Here is a 23,449-nt window from a genome sequence, read left to right as displayed (position 1 = left end):
TGGGCCGCTTAAGTTTCTGCTTTAGTGGCCCATCTTGATTGGGCGCGCATCTTGATCTGTGATAGACAGATATCTCTGTCTGGAGGATTGATGGATGCGATGGGCGTTTGTTTTTTTGATGTTTCCGATATCCGCAATTGCGGATCCAACTATGGAGTGTATTGACGCCGGTTCGCAGGTGGAAATTGGATCTTGTGTTTCGGATATGGAATTGCGGGTAAACACAGCGATAGACTCCAGCTATTCGCTGGCGCTCGGCTCCGCACAAGAACTGGACGAGGTCACCGGACGGGTCGTCGCTGTGCCTGCGCTGGAGGCCTCGCAAAACGCGTGGGTGGCCTATCGCGATGCGCAGTGCGAAGCGGTAGGTGCTTCGTTCGGCGGAGGATCGGGTACGGGGATCGCCATCACAGCCTGTCGGGTTGACCTTGGCCGGGCGCGGGTTGACGAATTGTTGCGTTACGCAAATTGAAGCACGAATTCTTTTGATCTTTACGTGTGTTCCTATATAGAGGCGCATCCCAAGCCAGAATCCACCGAGATACGCCAATGTCGCCCAAAGCGCCGATCACTCAAGACGTCATGACCATCCCCCGCAAACTGCCCGAGGGGAAGATGAACCTTGTCGGTTTGACCCGCGATCAATTGCGTGAGGCGCTAATTGAACACGGCACGCCCGAAAAGCAGGCGAAGATGCGCACGGGGCAGATTTGGCAATGGATCTACCAATGGGGTGTGCGTGATTTTGGTGAGATGACCAATCTGGCCAAGGCCTATCGCGCGCAACTGGCCGAGCAGTTCGTAATCGAAATCCCCGAAGTCGTGACCCGTCAGGTCTCAGAGGACGGCACCCGCAAGTATCTGTGCCGTATCGCGGGCGGGCACGAGGTTGAGGTTGTCTATATCCCTGAAGATGATCGCGGAACGCTATGCATCTCATCTCAGGTGGGCTGTACGCTGACTTGTTCCTTCTGCCACACGGGCACGCAGAAATTGGTGCGCAACCTGACAGCGGCCGAAATTGTCGGGCAGGTCATGATGGCGCGTGACGATCTTGAGGAATGGCCAACACCGGGTGCGCCCAAAGATGAAACACGCCTGCTGTCAAATATCGTGCTGATGGGTATGGGCGAGCCGCTTTACAACTTTGAAAACGTCCGTGACGCAATGAAGATCGCGATGGACCCCGAGGGGATTTCTCTGTCCCGTCGCCGCATCACGCTTTCGACCTCGGGTGTTGTACCCGAGATCGCGCGCACGGCTGAAGAAATTGGATGCCTATTGGCGATCTCGTTCCACGCTACCACTGATGAAACTCGCGACGTACTTGTTCCGATCAACAAGCGCTGGAATATCGAGGAACTGCTGCAGGCGTTGGCCAGCTATCCCAACGCCTCGAATTCTGAACGGATCACGTTCGAATACGTGATGCTGGATGGCGTGAACGACAGCGACGAAGACGCGCATCGCCTGATCGCTCATATCAAGCGCCATAACATCCCGGCCAAGATCAACCTGATCCCGTTCAACGAATGGCCGGGCGCGCCCTACAAGCGCAGCTCGAACAATCGCATCCGCGCCTTTGCCAACATCATCTATCAGGCGGGCTATGCCTCACCCATCCGCAAAACGCGGGGTGAGGATATCATGGCGGCCTGCGGCCAGTTAAAATCGGCCACCGAACGGGCCCGGAAATCGCGAAAGCAGATCGAGGCTGAAGCCGGGCTAAACCGCTAAGGGCATGCGCCGTGGCTTCACGCGAAAAACTTAATGAATTGAGTGCTGTTTCCTTGTTCAAAATTTGGTATCTTCGGCGCAGACCCGCTCTGGATGGGGAACTCACCGACAGACACAAGGTGGTGAGATTGCCGGGGCGGTGCTGGTAACACCAATTAAGGCCGCTACCATTTTCTGAAGCAAAGCGGCATTTAGGCGAACTGATCAGTCAGGGAGGCCACAATATGATTGTAAGTCACCGGCAAGTCTTGGGTATCGCGGCTGTTCTGGCGATCTCGGGATTTGTTCTCCACGCGGCATCTGCTCAGACCAAAGATCAGGATGCGCATTTGGCGATTGAAAACCCAGCCGATCTGACCAAGGAGCAAGCGCAGAAACACTATCAGTCATTGATACGACGCATGTCGCGGGGTTATGCGGCGGCACAGATGGACTTGATCCGAAACTATCAGAACTGGCCTTTGTTCAACGATGCGCCCTACATCTCGGCCACGCATGGGCAGCGCTATGTCAACAGCTATGCGAACCGCATGGCCCACAACTACGGCACATTGCAAGAAGGCGAAGAGCTGCCTGCGGGCTCGGTCCTGGCCAAAGACAGCATGACTGTCACAGATGAGGGCAATATCCATCCCGGTGCCCTGTTCGTGATGGAGAAACTGCCAGAAGGCACCAACCCGGAAACAGCCGACTGGCGTTATATCATGGTGATGCCGGACGGTTCGCTGTTCGGTGATACGATGGGCTTTCGCGCGTCAGAGGTCGATTACTGCCATGTCTGCCACGAGGCCGTCGCGGACCGGGACTATACGTTTTACGTACCCGAAGAGTATCGTGTCGCAGAGTGATCTTCAGGCCGCCGGGTCCGGCAGCTTCAGCTCAGTCGCTTCCTGACGACTGAGTTGCTCACCCTGTTTGCGTTTGGATAGGACCTCGCGGGCGAGCGCGTATTTCTCATCCTGCCAGAAGATCAAACAGCCGTTGCAGCCTTTGCCGCAACATCCCTCGGTTCCGATACGATTGGTTTTGAAGCGGCGCTCATTGCCGTCTTCGCCGATTTTCTCGACCAGCTCGTCACGACGGCGGGTATAGGCCTTAGGGTTGTCGCGACCTGAGGTTTCCAGCCCCTGAACCAGCTTGTCAAACCGAATGCGACTCCAGTGTTCGTCGGTCAGGGCACGTTCTTTGCGCAGGACGGAGTAGACCGGGAAACGGGTGCGCAGATCGTCGATATCCTCGTGATCGAACAGGGTGAAGGGAAGGCGGATGATGGTTTTGGTATTGCCATGCACAACGTTCAGCCGCGCCCCATCATGAGCGCGTTCAAAGTCATAGACCCGCAGCAGAACCGTCTCGCGCGAAATCGGAGAGACGAAATCCAATACATCCCCCGGTTCCAGCTTGTTTTTCACCTCGACCAGAAAGGCATCCTCGGTCACCTCGGTGACGATCCCGGCATATTCCCACTGCGCAATCGAGGCTGTGTGTTCGTAATCATGTGCATAATTGGTCAGGCGGCCTTCGTGGAAAGCCAGCGTGTAGCCGCGGTTCCCGACTGTTTCGAGTTCACGCATATAGGGCTTCGGGTCCCAGTTCTCGGGGTCGGCGTGATAGTCGTCGATGGCCATACGATAGGCGCGCGCGACGATGGCGGCATAGTATTCCGATTTGCCGCGCCCTTCGACTTTCAGACTGTCGACACCGATCTTCAAGTATTCATCCAGCTTGGGCATGATGCACAGGTCGCGGGAATTGAGGATGTAGGATCCCCGATCATCCTCTTCGATGGGCATCAAATCACCGGGGCGACAGCCTTCTTCCAGCAGGAATTCGAATAGGTCGGCGTTTTCATCGGTAATGCGCAGCTCCTGATGCGTTCCGTCTTTCAGACGCAGTTTCAGGCCATAGTTCCAGCGGCAGGAATTGGCGCAGTTGCCCTGATTGGCCCCGCGTTCGGCCATGAAGTTCGACAGTAGGCAGCGGCCCGAATAGGTCATGCACATGGCCCCGTGCACAAACGCCTCAAGCTTGATATCGGGGCATTTCTCGCGAATCTCGACCAATTCGGGGTATGAGACTTCGCGGGCCAGAACCACAAGCTCGGCCCCTTGATCCTGCCAGAACTTCACCGACAACCACGAACAGATATTGGCTTGCGTCGAGATATGCAGCGGCAGTTCCGGCGCGCGTTCGCGGACGTATTGGAACACTCCGGGGTCGGCGATGATCAGCCCGTCAGGTTTCACCGTGCGGACAGTGTCGATGTATTCGTCCAGCTTCGGAATGTCCTTATTGTGCGAGAACAGGTTCAGTGTCAGGTACGCGCGCCGGCCATGGTTGTGGCAGAACTCGACCCCCTCGATCACCTCTTCCAGCGAGAACTCGGATTTAGTGCGCAGCGACATATCCGGTGTGCCCAGATAGACCGCATCCGCGCCATACAGGATAGCGAGTTTCAACTTACGCAGATTGCCCGCAGGCATCAGCAATTCGGATCTGGACTGGGTCATGGGGATACCGGGCTAAGGATCAAGGGCGCCTTCTACGCCAAAATCCCGGCTCCCAAAACCCCGTTAACTGCGACGGAATCGCGCTGTTCCGATCACTTCGATCAGTTGTTGGCGAACCGGTTCCGGTTGCGCCTCGACCGCGTTCAAAACCTCGCGCAGTTCGGCGCGCAGCCCATGCATCTGGTCGATCAGAGAGATCATCATCGACAGTGCATCGGCCTCCATATCGTACTGGTCATGCAGTTCGCATGCCAGTTCCAGACGAGCAACGTCGATACGCTGATATCGCAGCCCTTGCTCCGATTGCTCGGGGATCACGATCTCAGCGGCCAGATATTCGGTCAGGCGATCCGAAGTCAGGCGGGCGATGGCGTCGATCAGTTCGGCTTCGGTCAATGTGCGGCTCATGACGGCATTCCTTTGCGCGGATCATAGCCGTGGGTTTCGCGCCATGTCTCCATGAAGTGCTTCAATTCATCGTCTACCTTGTCTGGCATTGCGACGGTCAGTTCTATGAACTGATCGCCCCGCTCGGACGAGCCGCGTTTCTTGACCCCTTTGCCACGCAGGCGCAGGGTTTTGCCGCTGCTGGTCCCCGCTGGGACACTGACATTGACGCCACCGTCGATGGTAGGGGCGGGAACCTTGCCACCCAGAACGGCCTCATCAATGGTGATGGGCAGCGTGATGTGGATGTCATCGCCTTGACGGTCGAACACCGGGTGATCGGCAACCGAGATCGTCACAAGCGCATCGCCGGGAGGCCCATCGCCGTACCCCGGGGCCCCTTTGCCACGCAGGCGGATGGTTTGCCCGGTCGTGATGCCCGCAGGTATCTTCACTTCAATCCGGTTCCCATCTGGCAGGGTCAATTTCTGGCTGGCTCCGAAAACGGCGTCAAGAAAGCTGATCTGCAGCGAGTAGTTCAGGTTGTGGCCCGGTGCATGGAATTCCTGCGTGCGCTGTCCATATCCACCCCGCCCGCGCATGAATTCGGCAAAGATGTCGGACATATCGTCCTGTTCAGCCGCGTGACCGCGATAAGGGTTGCCAGCAGCCTCGGCATATTCGCGATAATACTGCTGCTGCGGACGTTCCTGACCCGACGCATCAATTTCGCCATTGTCGTAGCGTTTGCGCGTCTCGGGGTCTTTCAGCAGGTCATAAGCAGCAGCAGCGGCTTTGAACTTGGCCTCTGCCTCGGCATCGCCCGGCTTGAGGTCCGGGTGGCATTCTTTGGCGATCTTCCGATAGGCTTTCTTGATCTCGGCTTCGCTAGCGTCTTTGGCGACGCCAAGTACGGAATAGGGATCGTCGCTCATCTTGCCTCTCGTCGATGTGGGGTTTGCCCTTGATGAATGTATTTTATCAATTGATTTCAACAGGTCAAAAAGTAGAGGCGGCTGAATTGTCTCGTAAATCTGTTAAGTTCTGCTAACATCAAGATGTTTCAGATTGATCATTGACGGAGATCACCCCATGACGCGCAGGCTCAAATCGGTGCTGGCATTGCTGGCTGGGAACGCCATCGGGCTGCTATTGGCCAGTTTGCTGCTGTCAGAGTTTGCGATCCGACCGATTTCCTTCATCGTGGTGGTAGTCGTGTTCACCCTGGTCCAGGTGATAGCCGAACCGCTGATCCTGAAGCTGGGGGAAAAGAAGGCACCGGCGCTGAAGGGCGGAATTGCCTTGATCGTAACCTTTGTTGGCCTTCTGGTCACCGATCTGATCACATCGGGTCTGACCATTGGCGGTATCTCAAATCTATTGGCCGCAACCTTGCTGGTATGGTTGGGCGCTCTGATCGGCAGTATTGTGCTGCCGATCTACGTGTTTCCCGAACTGCGCGACCCTAAGAAATAGTCATATCGCGTCTAAACTGGCCTCGATGGCCTGCCACAACTCGTCCACCGGTTCGCACCCCACGGACAGGCGGATGAAAGCAGGATCGACAGCATCCCCCCAACGGGCGCGCCGCTCGGCTGAACTGTGGACGCCGCCGAAGGATGTAGCCGGACGCAGCAGTGGGCAGCTATTGATGAACTGTTCGGCTTTGGTCTCGGTCTCAAGCGTGATGCTTAGCAGAAACCCGAAGCGCGTGGTTTGAGCCGTCGCCAATGTGTGCGCCGGATCATCGGTCAGTCCGGGATAGCGGATCTGTTTCACGGCCGGGTGCGCCGCCAGCCGTTCAGCCAGTATTTGTGCTGAGCTACACATCCGATCAAACCGCACATCCAGAGTCTCCAAACCCCGATGTAGCAACCACGCTTCATGTGGCCCCGGGATCGCACCGGAGACGCGGCGCCATTCCTCAACTCGCTCCATGATTTGCGGATTGCGGCTGGCTAAATGACCCATCAACAGGTCCGAATGCCCACCCATCGCTTTGGTGTCTGAACTCACAACCACATCGACGCCAAGGTCCAGTGGGCGCTGGCCCAATGGGGTCATCGTTGTGTTGTCGGCGATGGTGATGCCGCCGGCCTCGCGCACGGCCTCGGCGATTACTGGCAGATCAAGCATGTCCAGACCGGGGTTCGAGGGGCTTTCTAGAAACACCACATCGAATTCATCAAAGCCACCTTCGGCAAAGTCGGTGGTTGGGCGTTCGATAACCGAGACGCCCAGATTTGACAGGAACCGATCAGCCAAAAGGCGCGTCACATAATACCCGTCGGACGGGATCAGCAGCCGCGACCCGGCTTGGACCGTCGCAAACAAGGCCGCCGAAATCGCACCCATACCCGAAGGAAAGCTGAGGCAGGGTGCATCTTCGAGATGCGACAGAACGTGTTCCAGATGCACCCAGGTCGGGTTATCGACCCGGCCATAGCTGGCATGCCCATCCGGCGCGCCGGGCAGATGGTACATGCTGCTTTGGGTCAACGGCAGGGCCACAGGCTCGCCCTTGTTCAGCGCATTCCCGCGCAGGTGCAACATTTCTCCGGTCTTCGGGCTCATGGCTCAGCGCCCCGGTATTTCATCGCGTGGGGGCGCGGGTTCCCAGTTCTCGATGATCTCGACTGCCTCTTGCGCAGTGTCGACAAAACGGAACAGGTCAAGATCCTCGTCCGAGATCGTGCCCGCATCGGCCAGCGCTTCCCAGTTGATAACCTTTTCCCAGAACTCACGCCCGAACAGCAGGAAAGGGACGCGGTCCATGCGGCCGGTCTGGATCAAAGTCAGGGATTCGAAGAGCTCATCCATGGTGCCGAAGCCGCCGGGGAAGATGGTGATGGCGCGAGCGCGCATAAGGAAGTGCATCTTGCGGATGGCGAAATAGTGGAAATTGAAGCTGAGATCAGGCGTCACGTATAGGTTCGGAGCCTGCTCGTGCGGAAGCACGATGTTCAGGCCGATCGAACACCCGCCTGCATCCTGTGCACCACGGTTGCCCGCTTCCATCACGCCGGGGCCGCCACCCGTGACGATCACGTTCTCGCGGCAACCTGTCCGATTTGACTTCTCGGTCATCAGACGCGCAAACTCACGCGCTTCATCGTAGTATTTCGACAGCCCGGCCAAGGTCTCGGTCCGCGCCGTGTGTTTCTGGGTCGGCTCCGGAATGCGCGCGCCACCGAACATGACGATGGTCGAGGTGATCTCACGCTCGGTCATGATCATCTCGGGCTTCAACAGCTCCAGTTGCAGCCGCACGGGGCGCAGCTCATCCCGGCACAGGAAGTCATCATCAGCGAAGGCAAGGCGATAGGCCGAAGACCGCGTCTGCGGGGTATCTGGTACCTCGCTTGCGGTCGAGCGGTCGGTCTGTGCGTCGCGAAAGGGGCTGAGGCGATCTTCTCTCATATGCGGGGTTCCCTGCTTGCGTGTTTCCAAAACAGCTATAGGGTTCGCGGGCAGAGTGCCAGTCACGGAAAGACAAGAATGGATTGGAAAAGTGAAATATTGGCAGCGCGGGACCGCATTGCCGGACACGCACAGGTCACGCCAGTGATGGAAAGCCAAATTCCGGGCTATCCGGTTGAAATGAAACTTGAACATATGCAGCACACCGGCAGCTTCAAAGCGCGCGGGGCGTTCAATACCCTGCTCAGCATGGATGTGCCTGCGGCAGGCGTCGTGGCGGCTTCCGGTGGCAACCACGGTGCGGCAGCGGCTTATGCCGCGCAATCACTGAGCTACCCAGCGAAGATTTTTGTGCCCGAACTTGCAGGTCCCTCCAAGATTGCGCTGATCAAGCGGATCGGGGCTGATCTGAGTGTTGTTTCGGGTGAATACGCCAATGCACTGACCATGGCGCAGGCGCATGAGGAAAGCACCGGCGCCATGCAAATCCATGCCTATGATGCGCTAGCGACGGTGGCAGGGCAGGGGACATGTTTTGCTGAATGGGACGCGCAGGGCTTGCAGGCGGACACAGTATTGGTGGCCGTGGGCGGCGGTGGGCTGATTGCCGGAGCTTTGGCATGGTTTCAGGGTGCGCGCAAAGTCGTGGCGGTCGAACCGGAAACCTCTTGCGCGCTGAATGCGGCGTTGGCTGCGGGCGAACCGGTTGATGTTTCCGTTTCGGGCATCGCAGCGAACGCACTGGGCGCACGGAGAATTGGTGATATTTGCTTTCGGCTGGCCCAAGGTATGAGTTCGGTTCTGGTTTCTGACGATGCGATATCGCAAGCCCAGAATGCTCTGTGGCAGACGCATCGAATACTGGTTGAACCGGCAGGGGCTGCTGCGCTTGCCGCACTGATTTCGTGCGCTTACCAGCCGGAGCCGGGTGAGCGTGTCGCAGTGCTGATTTGCGGCGGGAACATCGCGCCAGATCCGCTAACAGGTTGAGAATACGGCTTGTAGATGTTGTTCATGGATTTTATCTATAATTCATGACCGCGACCATTGCCGACACAATCTATAATGCCCTGAGCCAGAAAATCATCACTGGCGATCTTCCTGCCGGTGAAAAGCTGCGTCAGGACCATATCGCGCGCGACTTTGAGACCAGCCATGTTCCGGTGCGCGAAGCACTGCTGCGGCTTGAGGCGCATGGATTGGCCAAAAGCGAGCCGCGAAAGGGCATGCGCGTCACCGCGTTGGACCCTGCCGAAGTGCGTGAGGTGATCGAAATGCGTGTCGCGCTGGAAACGCTGGCAATGCAGCATTCCGTGCAAAACATGACTCCATCTGCTCTGAAGGCCGCTGATGATGCACGAAAGGCGTGTGATGAGGCAGAGAGCATGCCTCAGTGGGAGGCGCGGAACAGGGTGTTTCATCGTGCCATCCTGACACCTTGCGGGTTGCCCCGTCTTTTGCATGCCGTCGATGATCTGCACATTGCCAGTGCCAGGCACCTGTTTGCACATTGGCGGCCCAAATGGGTGCAGCGCGTCGATACGGATCACGCTGCGATCATTCAGGCACTGAAGAGCAAAGACGTTTCCGCCGCAACCTCGATACTTGTGCGCCATATCCGTCGTGCAAGCTGATACTTTCTGCCTTTGAAACTACAATCTGTGCATCCCGTACAGATTTGACTTGATTTTTAATAGATAAAAATGATGATCATCTTCGAAACGATGAAATATTATCTATAAAAAAGAGAAAGACAATGAAAGCCACTCTGCAATCCACCCTTCCGGCCGCCGGAGCAATAACCCCTGCGGGTCAGATCCTTCGTGTCGCGATGGGTATTCTTCTTTTGACCGCCAGCGCCAAGGTCCAGGTGCCATTTTGGCCTGTGCCCATGACCCTTCAAGTCGCCGCTGTCATGGCTATCGCCGCGGCATTTGGGCTGCGTCTCGGTTCTGCAACCGTGATCGGCTACATGGTCGCCGGGGCAGTGGGTTTGCCCGTGTTTGCCGGAACGCCCGAAAAAGGCATCGGGCTGGCCTATATGATGGGCGGAACCGGAGGTTATTTGCTGGGTTTCGTGGTCGCCTCGGTCATGGTTGGATGGGCCGCGGACAATCTGCGCAAACTGTTTCTGGTTCCGGCGATGCTGGCTGGACTTGCGGTGATCTATGCGCTGGGTCTGGGTTGGTTGGCTCAGTTCGTGCCTGCAGACAAGGTTCTGGTTTTCGGTTTCAGCCCTTTCATTCTGGGTGATCTCGTGAAGATTGCATTGGCAGCCGTTCTCGTGATTGGCCTGCCGACGGGTCTGATGCAGAAAATCCGTGGGCCGCAGCCAGATGCTTGATACCGGGCAAGATATCCGCAGCGATTGGACCGTGGATGAAGTGGAGGCGCTGATGCGCCTCCCACTGTTGGATCTGGTAGGTCGCGCAAATGTAGTTCACCGGACATATCACGATCCAAACGACATCCAAAAAGCCAGCCTGCTGTCGATAAAAACCGGAAGCTGTCCCGAGGATTGCGCCTATTGCCCGCAATCCGCTCATCATCGCGAGGTCGAGCTGACCAAGGAAAAGCTCATGAACCCTGCGCATGTCATCTCGCTTGCCAAACGGGCGCGCGATGCGGGGGCTGAACGGTTTTGCATGGGTGCTGCATGGCGTCAGGTGCGCGACGGCGAAGAATTCGACAATGTGCTGGACATGGTGCGGGGCGTGCGTGATCTGGGCATGGAGGCTTGCGTCACCCTGGGCATGCTCAAGCCACATCAGGCCAAACGATTGGCCGAGGCGGGACTTACGGCGTACAATCATAACCTGGATACTTCGCCGGAATTCTATGGCGAGATTATTGGAACTCGTACCTATCAGGATCGTTTGGAGACCCTCAGCTATTGCCGGGACGAAGGTATTGATCTGTGCTGCGGCGGCATTATCGGTATGGGTGAAAGCCTGCGGGATCGTGCCTCGCTGTTGCAGGTCCTTGCGAATTTTGACCCGCATCCCGAAAGCGTACCGATAAACGCGCTGATCCCGATCAAAGGCACGCCGCTGGCGCACCTAGAAAAAGTAGGCATTTTTGATCTGGTGCGCATGGTTGCGACCGCGCGGATCGCCATGCCGCAAACACGGGTGCGCTTGTCGGCAGGACGGTCGGACTTTTCAACTGCCGAGCAGGCTTTGTGCTTTCTGGCTGGCGCAAATTCGGTTTTCTACGGCGATGTGTTGCTGACCGCACCCAATGCCGGAACCCAAAATGACCGGGATATGTTTGCCGCACTCAGCGCACTTACCGATGATTGACGCAAACCGAGGTATCCGCGTCGCATTGCGCCATGGGTCTCGCTTGCGTATAGGCCACATCAACGTGAACAGATTCTCTAGGGAGACGCCCCATGTCCAATGCGCAACTGGAAGCCGCCATCGAAGCCGCCTGGGAAGTACGTGACACAATCACCCCTGCGACCACCGGCGAGCAACGAGAAGCAATCGAAGATACGCTGAGCGCGCTGGACAGCGGTTCGCTGCGAGTGGCTGAAAAGCTCGACAGTGGTGATTGGCACGTGAACCAGTGGGCAAAAAAAGCAGTTCTGCTGGGGTTCCGCATCAAGGACATGGAAATCCAGACCGGAGGCCCGCAAGACGGCGGCTGGTGGGATAAGGTTGACAGCAAGTTCGCCGGCTGGGGAGAGAACCAGTGGCGCGCGGCAGGGTTCCGCGCCGTGCCAAACTGTGTGGTCCGCAAGTCGGCCTATGTCGCACCGGGTGTGGTGCTGATGCCCTCGTTCGTGAACCTTGGCGCTTATGTCGATGAAGGCACGATGGTTGATACCTGGGCCACCGTTGGTTCCTGCGCGCAGATCGGCAAGAACGTGCACTTGTCGGGCGGCGTAGGCATTGGAGGCGTACTGGAGCCGATGCAGGCCGGTCCGACCATTATCGAAGACAACTGCTTTATCGGTGCGCGTTCGGAAGTGGTCGAAGGCTGCATCGTCCGCGAGGGTTCGGTTCTGGGCATGGGCGTATTCATCGGTAAATCCACCAAGATCGTGGACCGCGAAACCGGTGAAGTCATGTATGGCGAGGTTCCGCCATATTCGGTGGTTGTTGCGGGCTCGATGCCGTCCAAGAACAATGTAAGCCTGTATTGCGCGGTCATCGTGAAACGCGTCGATGAAAAGACCCGTTCGAAAACCGGGATCAATGAGCTACTGCGCGACTGATCCCGTCGTTTCAGTTTGAATAGGCCGCAGAGTGCATGCTCTGCGGCCTTTCTTATTTTGGCATGAACTCCAGCACTGTTTGCTGAAAGAAATCAATCGCCGCCTCACCTCCGGCCCCTTTGGCCAGAGGGCCGATTTGATATCGGGGCGATTGGAGGGCGCGCTGCATCTTTTCGCAAACCCAGACATCCTCGGTCTGAAAATCCCCCGTCTCCAGTGGGTGCTGGGTCCAGTGAGAGGATTTGATCCGACCGGATTCCGGGTCGTATCCGGGTATGTCCGCCGCGCGATGCGTATAGGTGAACCAGCCTTTAGGCGACCAGTTTCTGACCCGCAGAAGTGTTGTGTTGGCATCCACTGGTTCCATGGTCGATATCGAAAACCCCCAGGGGTTTGGCGTCAGGATCGTGGTCGGAAACAGCATGTAGACCCCGCCATAGCCCGGCGTTTCGGCATTCCGTACCGTTTTCAGGCCGGACCCTTTGGCCGAGCTTTCAACAAACTGAGGGATACGATGTTTGACGCCTTCGCGCTCGGTCGACCACCAGACCATGTTGTGGCCAAAAACCTCCCAAAGATTCTTGTCATGGGTTGGCCCGCCCAACGTGTCTTTGTGCAGATAGGCCAGGTGATAGCCGTCTATTGCATTTTCAAAGAAGACCTTCCAATTGCAGTTGATCTCATAGACCACGTCGTCGGGGTTCTCTTGTAGCTCGCTTGATGCCAGATCATGAGGCCAAGGTATTTGAGCCAGATCGCCAAGCCACGCGTCAAAGCTTTGATCCGGTTCTGGGTGAACAAAAACAAGGTTGCGGAAGACACCGACTGAGGCACCGAACAACGCGGTTGCCTTCTTGTCCAGATCCGGAAAGCACTCGCGCTGGGCTGGTACGCCGCGCAAAGCGCCATCCAGATTGTAGACCCAGTTGTGATAAGGGCAGACAATGGTTTTGCCTGCGTTGCCGCAACCTTCCAACAACTCGGTTCCGCGATGGCGGCATTGGTTGTGGAAGGCGCGCAAGTCGCTATTTGCGTCCCGTATGACGATCAGAGCGTAGGCCCCGGCCTGAATCGTCCTGAAATCGCCGGGTTCGGTGAAATCCATAGTCACGCCGGCAAAACTCCAGCACTTGCTGAACAGGGTTTTCTGTTCGGCCTCATACCAACTGTCCGAGACATATGCCTCACGCGGCAGTTGTTGCTTGGGTTGATCCGGAAGTGCGTCAGGCGGCATTGTTGAGTCCGTTTATTGTCAAAAATGATAATCATCAATATTGACAATAAACCTTCGAATGTCCAGATTTCACCTTAAGATTTTTCTGAACCCGCTTGGAGGCAGGATGACTTTTATTCAAACCCTGAGGAATCAAAGGTGGATGACACTGCTAATTCTGGCGGCGCTTCTTGTCTCGACCTTCGCCGGGTATTACGGCCTTTGGGGTCTGTTGTTCATATTTTGGGGGCTCTTGGCGGTGCGCTCGGGGCAGGCCTTCTTGATCGAACCGATAAACCGCGCGACAGATCCGGCACTGTTCTGGTCGCTGACGGGTTTGTGGATCGGTTTGGGCGTTCTCTACGTTCTGGCGGATGTTTTTCCACCAGTTGCGAACGGATTCTGATGCCCCGTCCCAGTATGAAAGACGCCAGATCCGAGCAAATCCTGAACGCATTTATGCGTTGTGTCGCGCGGTACGGGCTGGATGGCTCGACCTTGGCGCGCATATCAGAAGAGGCGGGCGTCGGGCGGCCATTGCTGCGCCACTATCTGGGCAACCGGGATGAGATGGTTCGCAAGCTGCTGGATCACGTCCTGAAAGTCTTCGCGGATCAGGTTGAGGCGCTCTTCGACACTCTGCCGTGCACTGATCGGGTTGCAGCGATGCTGGACGCTTTGTTCGGACGCGGCACCTATTCTTCGGAAAGTGCTGCGGTGTTTGCCGCTTTGGTCGCAGCCTCAGAAAGACACGCGGATTTGCGAGAACCCTTGCTTGGGTTTGTCTATGACTTCGAGGCAAGGATCGCTGCTGAAATCATGAACGAACTGCCTGCTGCCAATATGCAAGGGGTCCAAGCCGTGGCAGCGGGTATGTCCGCAATTTATTTCAATACGGATGCTGTGATGCCATTGCGACCCCGGGCGGAATGGCGCGACACGCAGCGCGTGGCAGCGCAGATGCTGTTGGACCACCTATACGACAGCACCTGCGACTGAGTTGACCGTGCCATCGGGCCAGCGTATTGCGGGCACTATGGAAAAGCAGAAAAAACCTTCGCGCCAGCAAGTCTATACGTTGTTGGTTCAGATCGGTCGCAAAGATGGCGACGGCCTGCCCGAAGGCGCGACCGGGGCGGCGTTGATGTGTTTTGCCAGCGGCGTGGACGAGGCCGAAGCCGTGCGCGAGACAGTAGCGATCCTGAAGCAGGCCGATACTGCACCGCTGGATGTCACCGGCTATGGCACCCTGGCCGAGCGTGAGGCGCAAGGACATGATATCGATCCGGATGAGCGGGCATTGATGCAACGGGCGCTGGATGAAAACGCGGTTATCGTGGCACAGATGACGCCATTCTTCGGCGACGAGGAAACTGCTTAGTTTCTTACCCCGAACCACTTGCGATAGATTTCGTCATAGGTGCCGTCTTCGCGCAGGGACAGCAGCGCCTGATTGACGTCTTCGACCAATGGCGATCCGGTTGGAAATGCGATCCCATAGTTTTCACGCAGGAAGATGCCCCCGGTCATTGTCGCCATTCTGCGCCCTTCGTGGCTTGCATAATAGGACAGGATCGGAGCGTCGAAAACGACCGCATCCAAATCCTTATTCTCAAACGCGTTCAGCATGTCCTGCAGATCGCCATAGCCGGTATAGTCGATCTCGCGCCGGTTCAGAAAACTGGCGGCGGTTGAATCGGAAATCGTCCCGACCTGTTTGCCGTAAAGGTCGTTGACCGAATTGACGCTGCCGGTGATTGCGTCCACCGTCATCACCGAGGTGATCCGGGCCGTGAAAACGGAGACGATGAATAGGGATGACACCACCAGTACTACACCCAACAGGCGGCCAAACGGGGTGCGCGGCATCCGCTCTTCGAAGCCACCGTTCACCACCAGGTTGAGGGCCCACCAGAACGACGGGAACCACGCCTCATTCAATTTGCGATCAAAGTAGGGCTGCGCGCGTTTCTCAAAGCTCCACATCAGCATGCCGCCACCAAGCAGGATCGCAAAGGCCAGCCCGATGGCGATGAACAATTCCCGAGACAGCAAAGCGTGCAACAGCGATGGCTGGCGAGCGGCCTCTGATGGGACCATGATCTGTAATCCGGCCTCAAATATCGGTTGCGTGAAATCCATTCGGGTTTCCCGCAAGGCGGTGATCGATATATTTGCGATCGCCAGATCGGCAGAACCATCCTGAACCGCGCCCAACATTTCTCCAAATGTCTCGACGCGGTTGACCGAGTATTCCCAGCCGAGTGATTCAGACAGTGCCGCCAGAAGATCCATCGAGAAACCGGTCTGGGCACCGTCCTCGACAAATGAGAACGGAGGACGGGTTACCGTTGTAACCGTAAGAGACTGGGCCTGGCTTTGCTGCGCAAGAGTCGCGAAAGTCAGGCAGATCAATGCGAATAAGACACGCTTCATGTGGAATCACCTGTTTCGCGGCCCTCTAACTCACTTAAGGGCAGCGCGGCAAGGCAGCCGCTGGGTCAACGCTCATGTTTTGTTGGGGTGCAAAATCAAGCCGCTTGGGCATTCGGTCTCGGAATTCGACTATTCGGGGTTGGCAATCCGGGCAATTCGTTGAATCTGTGCAGGAACACAGGCACCCCTAAGGACAAGAGGCCCAATATGACCGATCCAGTTGAGCTGACAGCAAATCTGATCCGTTGCCCATCAGTCACACCTGATGAAGGCGGGGCATTGGTCTTGCTGCAGCAGGTGCTGGAGGAGGCCGGATTCTATTGCACTCGCGTAGATCGAGGTGGAACCTGCAACCTCTTCGCCCGGTGGGGGCAGAAGGGTCACGCGCGCAGCTTTGGCTTTAATGGTCATACGGATGTGGTTCCGGTAGGGGATGAGGCAGCCTGGACCATGCCTCCTTTCGGCGCCGAGGTCCGGGACGGGGTGATGTACGGCCGGGGCGCGACGGATATGAAATCGGGCGTGGCAGCATTTGCGGCAGCGGCTATCGATTTTGTGCGTGACACGCCCCCGGATGGGGCAGTGATCCTGACGATCACAGGTGATGAAGAAGGCGACGCGCTGGATGGCACGGTCGCTTTGCTGGATCATATGGCCGCAACGGATGAGCGGATGTCGGTTTGTCTGGTGGGCGAACCCACTTGCCCGAACACGATGGGCGAAATGATGAAGATCGGCCGGCGCGGTTCGATGACTGCGTGGTTCACTGTGACCGGAGTGCAGGGGCATTCGGCCTATCCGCATCGGGCGAAGAACCCGGTGCCCGCGATGGCACGGCTGATGGATCGGCTGGCCAGTCACGAGCTAGATCAGGGGACCGATCACTTTGACGCTTCGACCCTGGCGGTTGTCACGATCGACACCGGTAATCCGGCGACAAATGTGATCCCGGCGCAATGCTCTGGGACAGTGAATATCCGCTTCAACGACATGCATTCCGGGTCCAGCTTGAGCAATTGGTTGCAATCCGAGGCAGACGCCGTTGCGAAGGTGTTCGGCGTCGAGGTCGAGACCCGGATCAAGATTTCAGGTGAAAGCTTTCTGACCCCTCCGGGGGCATTGTCTGATCTGGTAGCTCATGCTGTTAAGGCAGAAACCAATATCCGTCCCGCGCTTTCGACCACCGGCGGGACCTCGGATGCCCGCTTCATCAAAGATCATTGCCCGGTGGTCGAGTTTGGTCTGGTCGGGCGCACCATGCATCAGGTCGATGAATGTGTCGAAGTGGCGCAAATTCATCAACTCAAGGCGATCTACTTCCGTATTCTGACGGATTACTTCGCCTGATCCATGCAGAAAACGCTGGTCATCATGGTGAAAGAGCCACGTCCAGGGCGGGTCAAGACCCGTTTGGGGCGCGATATCGGCATGGTTGGGGCTGCTTGGTGGTTTCGGCACCAAACGCGTTCCCTGATCCTGCGTTTGCGCGATCCGCGCTGGCAGATTGTACTGGCGGTCTCTCCGGATAGGGAGGGAATGAACAGTCGGGTCTGGCCTGTTGATTTACCCCGGAAGCCTCAGGGGCGCGGAGATCTGGGCGACCGCATGAGGCGGATGTTGCGCGGTGCTCCCGATGGTCCGGTGTGCCTGATCGGTGCGGATATTCCGGGCATTACACGGGGTCACATTGCGCGGGCCTTTCGCGCGTTGGGCCGGGCTGAGATGGTGTTCGGGCCCGCCCCGGATGGTGGCTATTGGCTGGTCGGTGCGCAGCGCTATGGGGCGCTGCCCTCGGGGCTGTTCCAAGACGTGCGTTGGTCGACGAGACATGCGTTGGCCGACACGTTGGCTTCGATTCCCGGGCGTCGGGTGGCGTTGCTGGATCATCTGCGCGATGTGGATACCGTGGCCGATCTGCACGGCTGACATGAGGCACCGCTTTTTGACCATGACGCGGTCGCATGCCCGTGCTAGGCCAAACTCATGACACGCATTCCGACCAAGCAAGAGGTCCTCGACTGGATCTCGGCGAACCCTACCCTGACCTCGAAACGTGATATCGCCAAGGCTTTTGGCATCAAAGGCGCGGATCGGATCGATCTGAAGCGTATCCTGAAAGAACTTGAGGCCGACGGCCATCTGGAAAAACGCAACCGCAGCTATCGCGATCCGGATCGTCTGCCGCCGGTCAGCGTGTTGCAGGTGAAGGCACCGAACGTAGATGGCGACCTGTTTGCGCGCCCGTTGGAATGGCACGGTGAGGGAGTCGAGCCCATCGTTCTGCTCGTAACGCGTGCCAGCGATCCGGCGCTGGGTGAGGGTGACCGCATTCTGGCCCGCCTGACCGTGGTGCATGAGGAAGATCACAATTACGAAGCCCGATTGATCCGCCGCATCGGCACCAACCCGCGCAAGATCGTCGGCATTTTCCGCAAAGGGGCCGAAGGCGGGCGGATCGTGCCCATCGACAAGGCTGGTCAGACAGAGTGGCTGGTCGCAGACGGGGCCGTTCTGGGGGCCAAGGATGGTGAGTTGGTTGAGGCCGAACAGGCCGGACCCAAGAACCGCATGGGTCTGCCGCGTGCGCGTATTGTTGAACGGCTCGGCGATCCGACCGCGCCCAAGGCTGTCTCATTGATCGCCATCCACCAACACGGTATTCCCGACGACTTACCGGACAAGGTGATCGAAGAAGCCGACAAGGCCAAACCCGTTGGACTGAAAGGGCGTGAAGACCTGCGGGACATGCCGTTGCTGACCATCGATCCTGCGGATGCACGGGACCACGACGACGCATGCTATGCCCATGCCGATGACGATCCCAAGAACCCGGGTGGCCATGTGATCTGGGTCGCCATCGCTGACGTCGCCGCCTATGTGAAACCCGGTACGGCTCTGGATCGCGAGGCGCGCAAGCGGGGCAACTCCAGCTACTTCCCGGACCGCGTAGTGCCGATGCTGCCGGATCGCCTGTCCGGCGATCTATGCTCCCTGCACGAAGGCGTCCCGCGCGCTTGTATTGCCGTGCGGATGCAGATTGATGCCGAAGGCAACAAGATCGGCCACCGGTTCGTGCGCGGCCTGATGCGCTCTGCCGCCTCGCTGAATTATAACGAGGTGCAGGAGGCGATCGACGGCAACCCGAACGACCGCACTGGGCCGCTGTTGGATACGGTGCTGAATCCGCTTTATGCCGCGTATGCTGCGCTGAAAAAGGCACGTACCGTGCGGCAGCCGTTGGAACTGGACCTGCCTGAACGCAAAATCGTACTCAGCGATACGGGTGAGGTGACCAGCGTCGCGTTCCGTGACCGGCTGGATGCGCATAAGCTGATCGAGGAATTCATGATCCTCGCCAATGTCGCCGCTGCCGAGACCCTGATCACCAAACGCCGCCCGCTACTGTTCCGCGTCCACGAAGAGCCCGCGCCCGAAAAGCTGGAAAGCCTGAGAGAGACGGCGCAGGCGGCGGGATTAAATCTCGCCAAAGGGCAGGTATTGCAGACCCGACATCTGAACGCGCTGCTAAACGCCGCCGCTGGTACCGAGGATGCGGAGCTGATCAATCTGACGACCCTGCGGTCGATGGCGCAGGCCTATTACAACCCCGAAAATTTCGGCCATTTTGGGCTGGCTCTGCGGAACTATGCGCATTTCACTTCTCCCATCCGGCGCTATGCTGATCTGATCGTGCATCGCGCGCTGATCTCAGCCCATGGCTGGGGCAAGGACGGATTGACCGAGGATGAGATTGCACGGTTGGAAGAAACGGCGACCCATATTTCGGATACCGAGCGCCGCTCGATGATGGCCGAGCGCGATACGACTGATCGCTATCTGGCGGCCTATCTCAGCGAGCGGGTCGGCAATGAGTTTTCTGGCCGGATCAGCGGTATTGCCCGGTTCGGTGCCTTCGTGAAGATGGACGAGACCGGAGCGGACGGTCTGGTTCCAGTGCGTTCGCTGGGGCGAGAGTTTTTCCATTTCGACCGAGAGGCCGGGACGCTGATGGGCTCGGACACCGGGCTGATCATCGCCATTGGCCAGCGTGTCACGGTGCGGTTGACCGAGGCGACGCCGGTGACGGGCGGATTGGAATTGGAGTTGTTGTCCATCGATGATCAGGCGCTGCCGCGCGGCCGTGGCCCCGCCAAGCGCGGAACGCGGCGCAAGGCCGCCAGCACCAAGCGCAAGAAGGACAAGATCAAGCGCAAGGTCGAACGCAAACGCCGTCAGAGATGATAAGTAAGCGCGCGCGCAATCAGCCAGCCATGGCGCGTAGGATCAATCTGATCGGGCCGGTCGAACAGAATCGCGCGATTGCCGTCGATCCGATCCTCGCCAGGAAAGGCGGAAGTAAAATCCCCCATCAGTCGGCTTTGGCAGTGTACGAACAACGCAAAGCAAGCCGCCTTGTGTCCGCCCAAACGAATCGTCGAGCCTTTGGGCGCCAGATAGGCGGGCTGGCCCCACCGCAACGCTTCTTCCAGAGGCTGAGCGCTTGGCAGCGAGGCCGCAGTTTCGAAGATCAACTCGCGCAGCGCTAGTGCCCCATTGCGCGTCTCTTCCGGTAGCGCCTCATAGGCTGCAGCGACTTTTTTGTCCTCAAAGGCTGTCATGATAGCGGGATCGCCTGCTCCATTCGGTCGATATAGCTGTTGAGCAGTTTATCTTGTTTAATCCGACGGGTCAGGGGGGTGTTTGATGGTGTCGCGCGCATCGCCGCCAGCATTGGACCGACGCTCATGTCCGCCGAGGTAGGTTTCTCTCCCATCAGATAAGGCGATTGCCAAAGATAGGCCGAGATCGCCTCAAAGTCGCGCTCCAGCCGGTCTTGTCGTTCGACGGGCGAAAAGCGGGATACACCTTGAAACGCGAGCCCCTTGAGAACGGATTTCCGGATCGAATTCGAAACCGGCTTGCGGATCAGTGCGGGAATGACGGTAAAGAATGTATCGCGCAGGATTGGCCAAACCTCATCATTGGCCCAACGGTCCTGCACGACATGAAAGTAAAGGTGTTCCTCGGCCATGCGGACCAGTGCGCGGGACTGGGCTTTTTGCAGGTCGGTCAGGCCAGCATCGAAATCGGCCCCCTGAGCCTCAAGCCAGTCGCGGATCAGGTCGCTGTCCGGAATCAGACGTTCAGGCGTGCGCAGAACCGGCAGCTTCTGGTGTGGCATCTTGCGTGGATCCAGCAGATCGGACCGTTGCCAGCGCAGGCCCGCGTTTTGAAGCATCAGGGCCGTTTTCACACAGAATGGGCTGGCGCTGAACAGGCCAAAGGCAGAGGGGAAGGTGAGAAGGGTCAGCATCATCAGCTCCATAGTTGGGACGCCTGATGGATACGCCGGACTGATGACAGATTCTGACATTAGGCTTAGAGTAGACTATACTATGTCCCGCACCGCCCGTCTTTTTCAGTTGATGCAGGCCCTACGATCTGGCCCCTCGCCCAGAACGTCGGTTCAATTGGCGCAGGATTTAGGCGTTTCGCCGCGCACAGTGCACCGGGATATCGATGCATTGCGTGGTCTCGGGGCGATAATCGACGGAGAGGCCGGGTTCGGGTTCACCCTAATCGAGGATGCGACCCTACCGCCGTTGGGTTTCACCAATGATGAGCTCGAAGCGCTGGTGTTGGGCTTGCGCGAGGTGCAATTGATCGGAGACCCGGCGCTGTCGGATGCTGCAAGCGCGGCCCTACGCAAGCTGCAGGGCCGGTTGCCGCAGCGCCAGTCGCATCGGCTGAGCCATGCTGTTCTGACCGCCACGCGATTTGACAGGCCAGCCGTGCCAACAATTGACGTCGCCATTTTACGCCAAGCCGCGTGGGATGAACGCGTGATCGAGTTCGCCTATACCGATGCCAAAGGCGCAGACACCCGTCGTCGGGTCAATCCGCTGAGCATCGTCTATATGGATCGCGCCAGCGTACTGCTCAGCTGGTGTCACTTGCGCCAGGATTTCCGAGTGTTTAGGCTGGATCGTATGCAGGGCATGGATGTGACCGAGGATAGCTTTCGACCCAATCGCGTATCGCTTTTGCGTGATGCCATTGCCCGTATTCGCGCGGAACGTGAGGAACAGGATCACGAAACCTGACGTTCTGCGTTTTGAGAAATCCCGATTGTGCGCTATCATCGGCTCTGAGCAGTAATCAGGATAAAACGGAATGCGTAAGTGTGTAGGTGGCGTTATGACCGCCGCATTATGGGCATCCATCGTGCAGGCGGATACAACAGAAAATTCGATACAGCCTCTGGCCCGACCTATGGTCGACAATGTGCAACTGGCCTCGGCGGACGTGACGGTCTCGGTACGGCCCGTGCTGCGGCCTAAAGTCGAGGTGCAACGTGTATCGGCAGACGGGAATGCCCGATTTCAGGCTTGGCTGGGGGCATTTCGCAAGCGGGCGCAAGAGCAGGGCATCTCGGTCAATACGCTGGATCGGGCGTTGGCTGGGGTGACCTATGACAGTGACATCATCAAACGCGATCGCAATCAGGCGGAGTTTTCCAAACCGATTTGGGAATATCTGGACGGAGCGGTTTCAAAAACGCGGATATCCAACGGTCGCGCTGGGCTAGACAAGCACCGAGAGACTTTGACCCGGATCGAAGCCCAGTACGGCGTCGAAAAAGAGGTCGTGACCGCGATCTGGGGTCTTGAGACTTCGTTCGGCACCTACCGAGGAAGCAAGCAAACCATTCGGTCGCTGGCGACTTTGGCCTTTGATGCTCGACGAGCAAACTTTTTTGAGGGACAGCTGATCGCCGCGTTGCAGATACTGCAGGCAGGGGATGTCGACCCTGAGAATATGGTTGGCAGTTGGGCTGGGGCGATGGGGCATACACAGTTCATGCCGACCTCGTTTCTTGATTACGCGGTTGATTTCGATGGAGATGGGCGTCGCGAGATCTGGTCCGATAATCCAACTGATGCCTTAGCATCAGCCGCTTCTTATTTGGCAAAACATGGATGGACCAAAGGCCAACCTTGGGGGGTCGAAGTGCAACTACCATCCGACTTTGACTACGCCAACGCGCGGCGAGATTTCACTATGATGCCGTCGGAATGGGCGGCCCGTGGGGTTCTTGCTTACTCGGGCAAGGCCGTGCCCGATCACGGTCAAGCGGCAATTCTGTTACCGGCTGGTGGTCGAGGTGTCGCCCTGATGATCTTCAATAATTTCAAAGTGATCGAGGCCTACAACGGCGCCGATGCCTACGTGATCGGCATCGGGCATCTGTCCGACCGGCTTGCAGGAGGCTCTCCGTTTGAGGCCGATTGGCCGCGTGGCGATCGCGTATTGAGCTTTACTGAAAAGAAAGAACTACAGCGTCGGCTGACTCAGGCGGGCTTCGATACACAAGGGATCGATGGGCGCACCGGGCCAAATACGATTAACGCGGTGCGCGCGTTTCAGGTTGCTCAGGGGTTGATCCCGGATGGATACCCGTCGCTCGGCCTGCTGGAAAGGATGCGCTGATAATTAGGGCGGCCCACTTGGGTCGCCCATGAT

At 57.8% G+C, this 23,449-nt stretch carries 26 protein-coding genes; 17 read left to right on the top strand and 9 right to left on the bottom strand.

What is annotated here, in order from left to right; all coding sequences use genetic code 11:
- The first annotated feature begins 151 nt into the window (after window positions 1-151).
- The 3 genes from ACR0DK_RS05415 to ACR0DK_RS05405 all read left to right on the top strand — a co-directional run bounded on the left by ACR0DK_RS05415 (window position 152) and on the right by ACR0DK_RS05405 (window position 2,585).
- Entirely contained in the window at window positions 152-472 is a 321-nt protein-coding gene (locus tag ACR0DK_RS05415) for a lysozyme inhibitor LprI family protein (protein WP_170636411.1), read from the top strand.
- Between the two features lie 77 nt (window positions 473-549).
- The gene (gene rlmN, locus ACR0DK_RS05410) at window positions 550-1,737 is read left to right on the top strand and encodes a dual-specificity RNA methyltransferase RlmN (RefSeq protein WP_170399071.1); all 1,188 of its coding nucleotides are present in this window, start codon (window positions 550-552) and stop codon (window positions 1,735-1,737) included.
- A 224-nt stretch (window positions 1,738-1,961) separates the two neighbouring features.
- Window positions 1,962-2,585, top strand: a complete 624-nt coding sequence (locus ACR0DK_RS05405; protein WP_170425939.1) for a cytochrome P460 family protein — start codon at window positions 1,962-1,964, stop codon at window positions 2,583-2,585.
- A 3-nt stretch (window positions 2,586-2,588) separates the two neighbouring features.
- Here the strand turns inward: ACR0DK_RS05405 and ACR0DK_RS05400 are convergent, their stop codons facing one another.
- The 3 genes from ACR0DK_RS05400 to ACR0DK_RS05390 all read right to left on the bottom strand — a co-directional run bounded on the left by ACR0DK_RS05400 (window position 2,589) and on the right by ACR0DK_RS05390 (window position 5,569).
- On the bottom strand, window positions 2,589-4,247 hold the full coding sequence (locus ACR0DK_RS05400) for a U32 family peptidase (protein ID WP_480735076.1): 1,659 nt from the start codon (window positions 4,245-4,247) through the stop codon (window positions 2,589-2,591).
- A 63-nt stretch (window positions 4,248-4,310) separates the two neighbouring features.
- Window positions 4,311-4,655 carry a hypothetical protein gene (locus ACR0DK_RS05395; RefSeq protein ID WP_170406831.1) on the bottom strand — a complete coding sequence of 115 codons (345 nt, stop codon included), beginning with the start codon at window positions 4,653-4,655 and terminating at the stop codon, window positions 4,311-4,313.
- Entirely contained in the window at window positions 4,652-5,569 is a 918-nt protein-coding gene (locus tag ACR0DK_RS05390; protein ID WP_480735074.1) for a DnaJ C-terminal domain-containing protein, read from the bottom strand. The genes ACR0DK_RS05395 and ACR0DK_RS05390 overlap by 4 nt, the downstream gene beginning before the upstream one ends.
- 157 nt (window positions 5,570-5,726) lie before the next feature.
- Here ACR0DK_RS05390 and ACR0DK_RS05385 point away from each other — a divergent pair, with 157 nt between their 5' ends.
- A complete protein-coding gene (locus ACR0DK_RS05385; RefSeq protein WP_170399056.1) occupies window positions 5,727-6,110 on the top strand; it encodes a hypothetical protein in 384 nt (127 codons plus the stop codon).
- Here the strand turns inward: ACR0DK_RS05385 and ACR0DK_RS05380 are convergent, their stop codons facing one another.
- Both ACR0DK_RS05380 and ACR0DK_RS05375 read right to left on the bottom strand, forming a co-directional pair.
- On the bottom strand, window positions 6,111-7,208 hold the full coding sequence (locus tag ACR0DK_RS05380; protein ID WP_480735072.1) for a cystathionine gamma-lyase: 1,098 nt from the start codon (window positions 7,206-7,208) through the stop codon (window positions 6,111-6,113).
- A gap of 3 nt (window positions 7,209-7,211) precedes the next feature.
- On the bottom strand, window positions 7,212-8,054 hold the full coding sequence (locus ACR0DK_RS05375; protein ID WP_170732575.1) for an LOG family protein: 843 nt from the start codon (window positions 8,052-8,054) through the stop codon (window positions 7,212-7,214).
- A 78-nt stretch (window positions 8,055-8,132) separates the two neighbouring features.
- On the opposite strand from ACR0DK_RS05375, the gene ACR0DK_RS05370 reads away from it, so the two are divergent.
- The 5 genes from ACR0DK_RS05370 (at window position 8,133) to dapD (ending at window position 12,276) form a co-directional block, all read left to right on the top strand.
- Window positions 8,133-9,044: a threonine/serine dehydratase gene (locus ACR0DK_RS05370; protein WP_480735069.1), complete on the top strand. Its 912-nt coding sequence runs from the start codon at window positions 8,133-8,135 to the stop codon at window positions 9,042-9,044.
- A gap of 44 nt (window positions 9,045-9,088) precedes the next feature.
- Entirely contained in the window at window positions 9,089-9,688 is a 600-nt protein-coding gene (locus tag ACR0DK_RS05365; RefSeq protein WP_480735067.1) for a GntR family transcriptional regulator, read from the top strand.
- Window positions 9,689-9,810: 122 nt separating this feature from the next.
- Window positions 9,811-10,398 carry a biotin transporter BioY gene (locus tag ACR0DK_RS05360; RefSeq protein WP_480735065.1) on the top strand — a complete coding sequence of 196 codons (588 nt, stop codon included), beginning with the start codon at window positions 9,811-9,813 and terminating at the stop codon, window positions 10,396-10,398.
- Window positions 10,391-11,356 (top strand): biotin synthase BioB, encoded by a 966-nt coding sequence (bioB, locus tag ACR0DK_RS05355; protein WP_480735063.1) that lies wholly within the window; start codon window positions 10,391-10,393, stop codon window positions 11,354-11,356. Before ACR0DK_RS05360 ends, bioB begins: the two co-directional genes overlap by 8 nt.
- A 92-nt stretch (window positions 11,357-11,448) precedes the next feature.
- On the top strand, window positions 11,449-12,276 hold the full coding sequence (dapD, locus tag ACR0DK_RS05350) for a 2,3,4,5-tetrahydropyridine-2,6-dicarboxylate N-succinyltransferase (RefSeq protein ID WP_170399035.1): 828 nt from the start codon (window positions 11,449-11,451) through the stop codon (window positions 12,274-12,276).
- A 52-nt stretch (window positions 12,277-12,328) separates the two neighbouring features.
- Here dapD and ACR0DK_RS05345 read toward each other — a convergent pair whose 3' ends face one another.
- The gene (locus ACR0DK_RS05345) at window positions 12,329-13,510 is read right to left on the bottom strand and encodes an aromatic ring-hydroxylating oxygenase subunit alpha (protein ID WP_480735061.1); all 1,182 of its coding nucleotides are present in this window, start codon (window positions 13,508-13,510) and stop codon (window positions 12,329-12,331) included.
- A 142-nt stretch (window positions 13,511-13,652) separates the two neighbouring features.
- Between ACR0DK_RS05345 and ACR0DK_RS05340 the strand changes: the two genes are divergently transcribed.
- The 3 genes from ACR0DK_RS05340 to ACR0DK_RS05330 are packed head-to-tail and all read left to right on the top strand — an operon-like array spanning window position 13,653 to window position 14,870.
- Complete coding sequence (locus tag ACR0DK_RS05340; protein WP_255611946.1) at window positions 13,653-13,895, top strand: hypothetical protein; 243 nt, start codon at window positions 13,653-13,655, stop codon at window positions 13,893-13,895.
- Window positions 13,895-14,488 (top strand): TetR/AcrR family transcriptional regulator, encoded by a 594-nt coding sequence (locus tag ACR0DK_RS05335; protein WP_170406810.1) that lies wholly within the window; start codon window positions 13,895-13,897, stop codon window positions 14,486-14,488. Before ACR0DK_RS05340 ends, ACR0DK_RS05335 begins: the two co-directional genes overlap by 1 nt.
- 37 nt (window positions 14,489-14,525) lie before the next feature.
- Entirely contained in the window at window positions 14,526-14,870 is a 345-nt protein-coding gene (locus ACR0DK_RS05330; protein WP_170399025.1) for a hypothetical protein, read from the top strand.
- Here the strand turns inward: ACR0DK_RS05330 and ACR0DK_RS05325 are convergent.
- Complete coding sequence (locus tag ACR0DK_RS05325) at window positions 14,867-15,925, bottom strand: transporter substrate-binding domain-containing protein (RefSeq protein WP_480735057.1); 1,059 nt, start codon at window positions 15,923-15,925, stop codon at window positions 14,867-14,869. The genes ACR0DK_RS05330 and ACR0DK_RS05325 overlap by 4 nt on opposite strands.
- 207 nt (window positions 15,926-16,132) lie before the next feature.
- On the opposite strand from ACR0DK_RS05325, the gene dapE reads away from it, so the two are divergent.
- From dapE to rnr, 3 genes are read left to right on the top strand one after another with little or no spacing between them, the layout of a single operon-like run.
- Entirely contained in the window at window positions 16,133-17,272 is a 1,140-nt protein-coding gene (dapE, locus tag ACR0DK_RS05320; RefSeq protein WP_480735055.1) for a succinyl-diaminopimelate desuccinylase, read from the top strand.
- A gap of 3 nt (window positions 17,273-17,275) precedes the next feature.
- The gene (locus tag ACR0DK_RS05315) at window positions 17,276-17,851 is read left to right on the top strand and encodes a TIGR04282 family arsenosugar biosynthesis glycosyltransferase (protein ID WP_480735052.1); all 576 of its coding nucleotides are present in this window, start codon (window positions 17,276-17,278) and stop codon (window positions 17,849-17,851) included.
- 57 nt (window positions 17,852-17,908) lie between these two features.
- Window positions 17,909-20,167 (top strand): ribonuclease R, encoded by a 2,259-nt coding sequence (gene rnr, locus ACR0DK_RS05310; RefSeq protein WP_480735051.1) that lies wholly within the window; start codon window positions 17,909-17,911, stop codon window positions 20,165-20,167.
- Here rnr and ACR0DK_RS05305 read toward each other — a convergent pair.
- Both ACR0DK_RS05305 and ACR0DK_RS05300 read right to left on the bottom strand, forming a co-directional pair.
- Window positions 20,158-20,544, bottom strand: coding sequence for a DUF1801 domain-containing protein (locus ACR0DK_RS05305; protein WP_223117158.1), 387 nt, complete (start codon window positions 20,542-20,544; stop codon window positions 20,158-20,160). The two genes, rnr and ACR0DK_RS05305, sit on opposite strands and share 10 nt — an antisense overlap.
- Window positions 20,541-21,239 (bottom strand): glutathione S-transferase family protein, encoded by a 699-nt coding sequence (locus tag ACR0DK_RS05300; protein WP_255611943.1) that lies wholly within the window; start codon window positions 21,237-21,239, stop codon window positions 20,541-20,543. Before ACR0DK_RS05300 ends, ACR0DK_RS05305 begins: the two co-directional genes overlap by 4 nt.
- Window positions 21,240-21,321: 82 nt before the next feature.
- On the opposite strand from ACR0DK_RS05300, the gene ACR0DK_RS05295 reads away from it, so the two are divergent.
- Both ACR0DK_RS05295 and ACR0DK_RS05290 read left to right on the top strand, forming a co-directional pair.
- Complete coding sequence (locus ACR0DK_RS05295; RefSeq protein WP_170514888.1) at window positions 21,322-22,029, top strand: helix-turn-helix transcriptional regulator; 708 nt, start codon at window positions 21,322-21,324, stop codon at window positions 22,027-22,029.
- A gap of 70 nt (window positions 22,030-22,099) precedes the next feature.
- Window positions 22,100-23,416 carry a lytic murein transglycosylase gene (locus ACR0DK_RS05290; protein WP_480562284.1) on the top strand — a complete coding sequence of 439 codons (1,317 nt, stop codon included), beginning with the start codon at window positions 22,100-22,102 and terminating at the stop codon, window positions 23,414-23,416.
- Window positions 23,417-23,449: the final 33 nt, after the last annotated feature.

Source organism: Ruegeria sp. CE6, from assembly GCF_056537485.1.
Note: the sequence above shows the minus strand (reverse complement) of the source record. Positions and strands in the feature narration are given on the sequence as shown.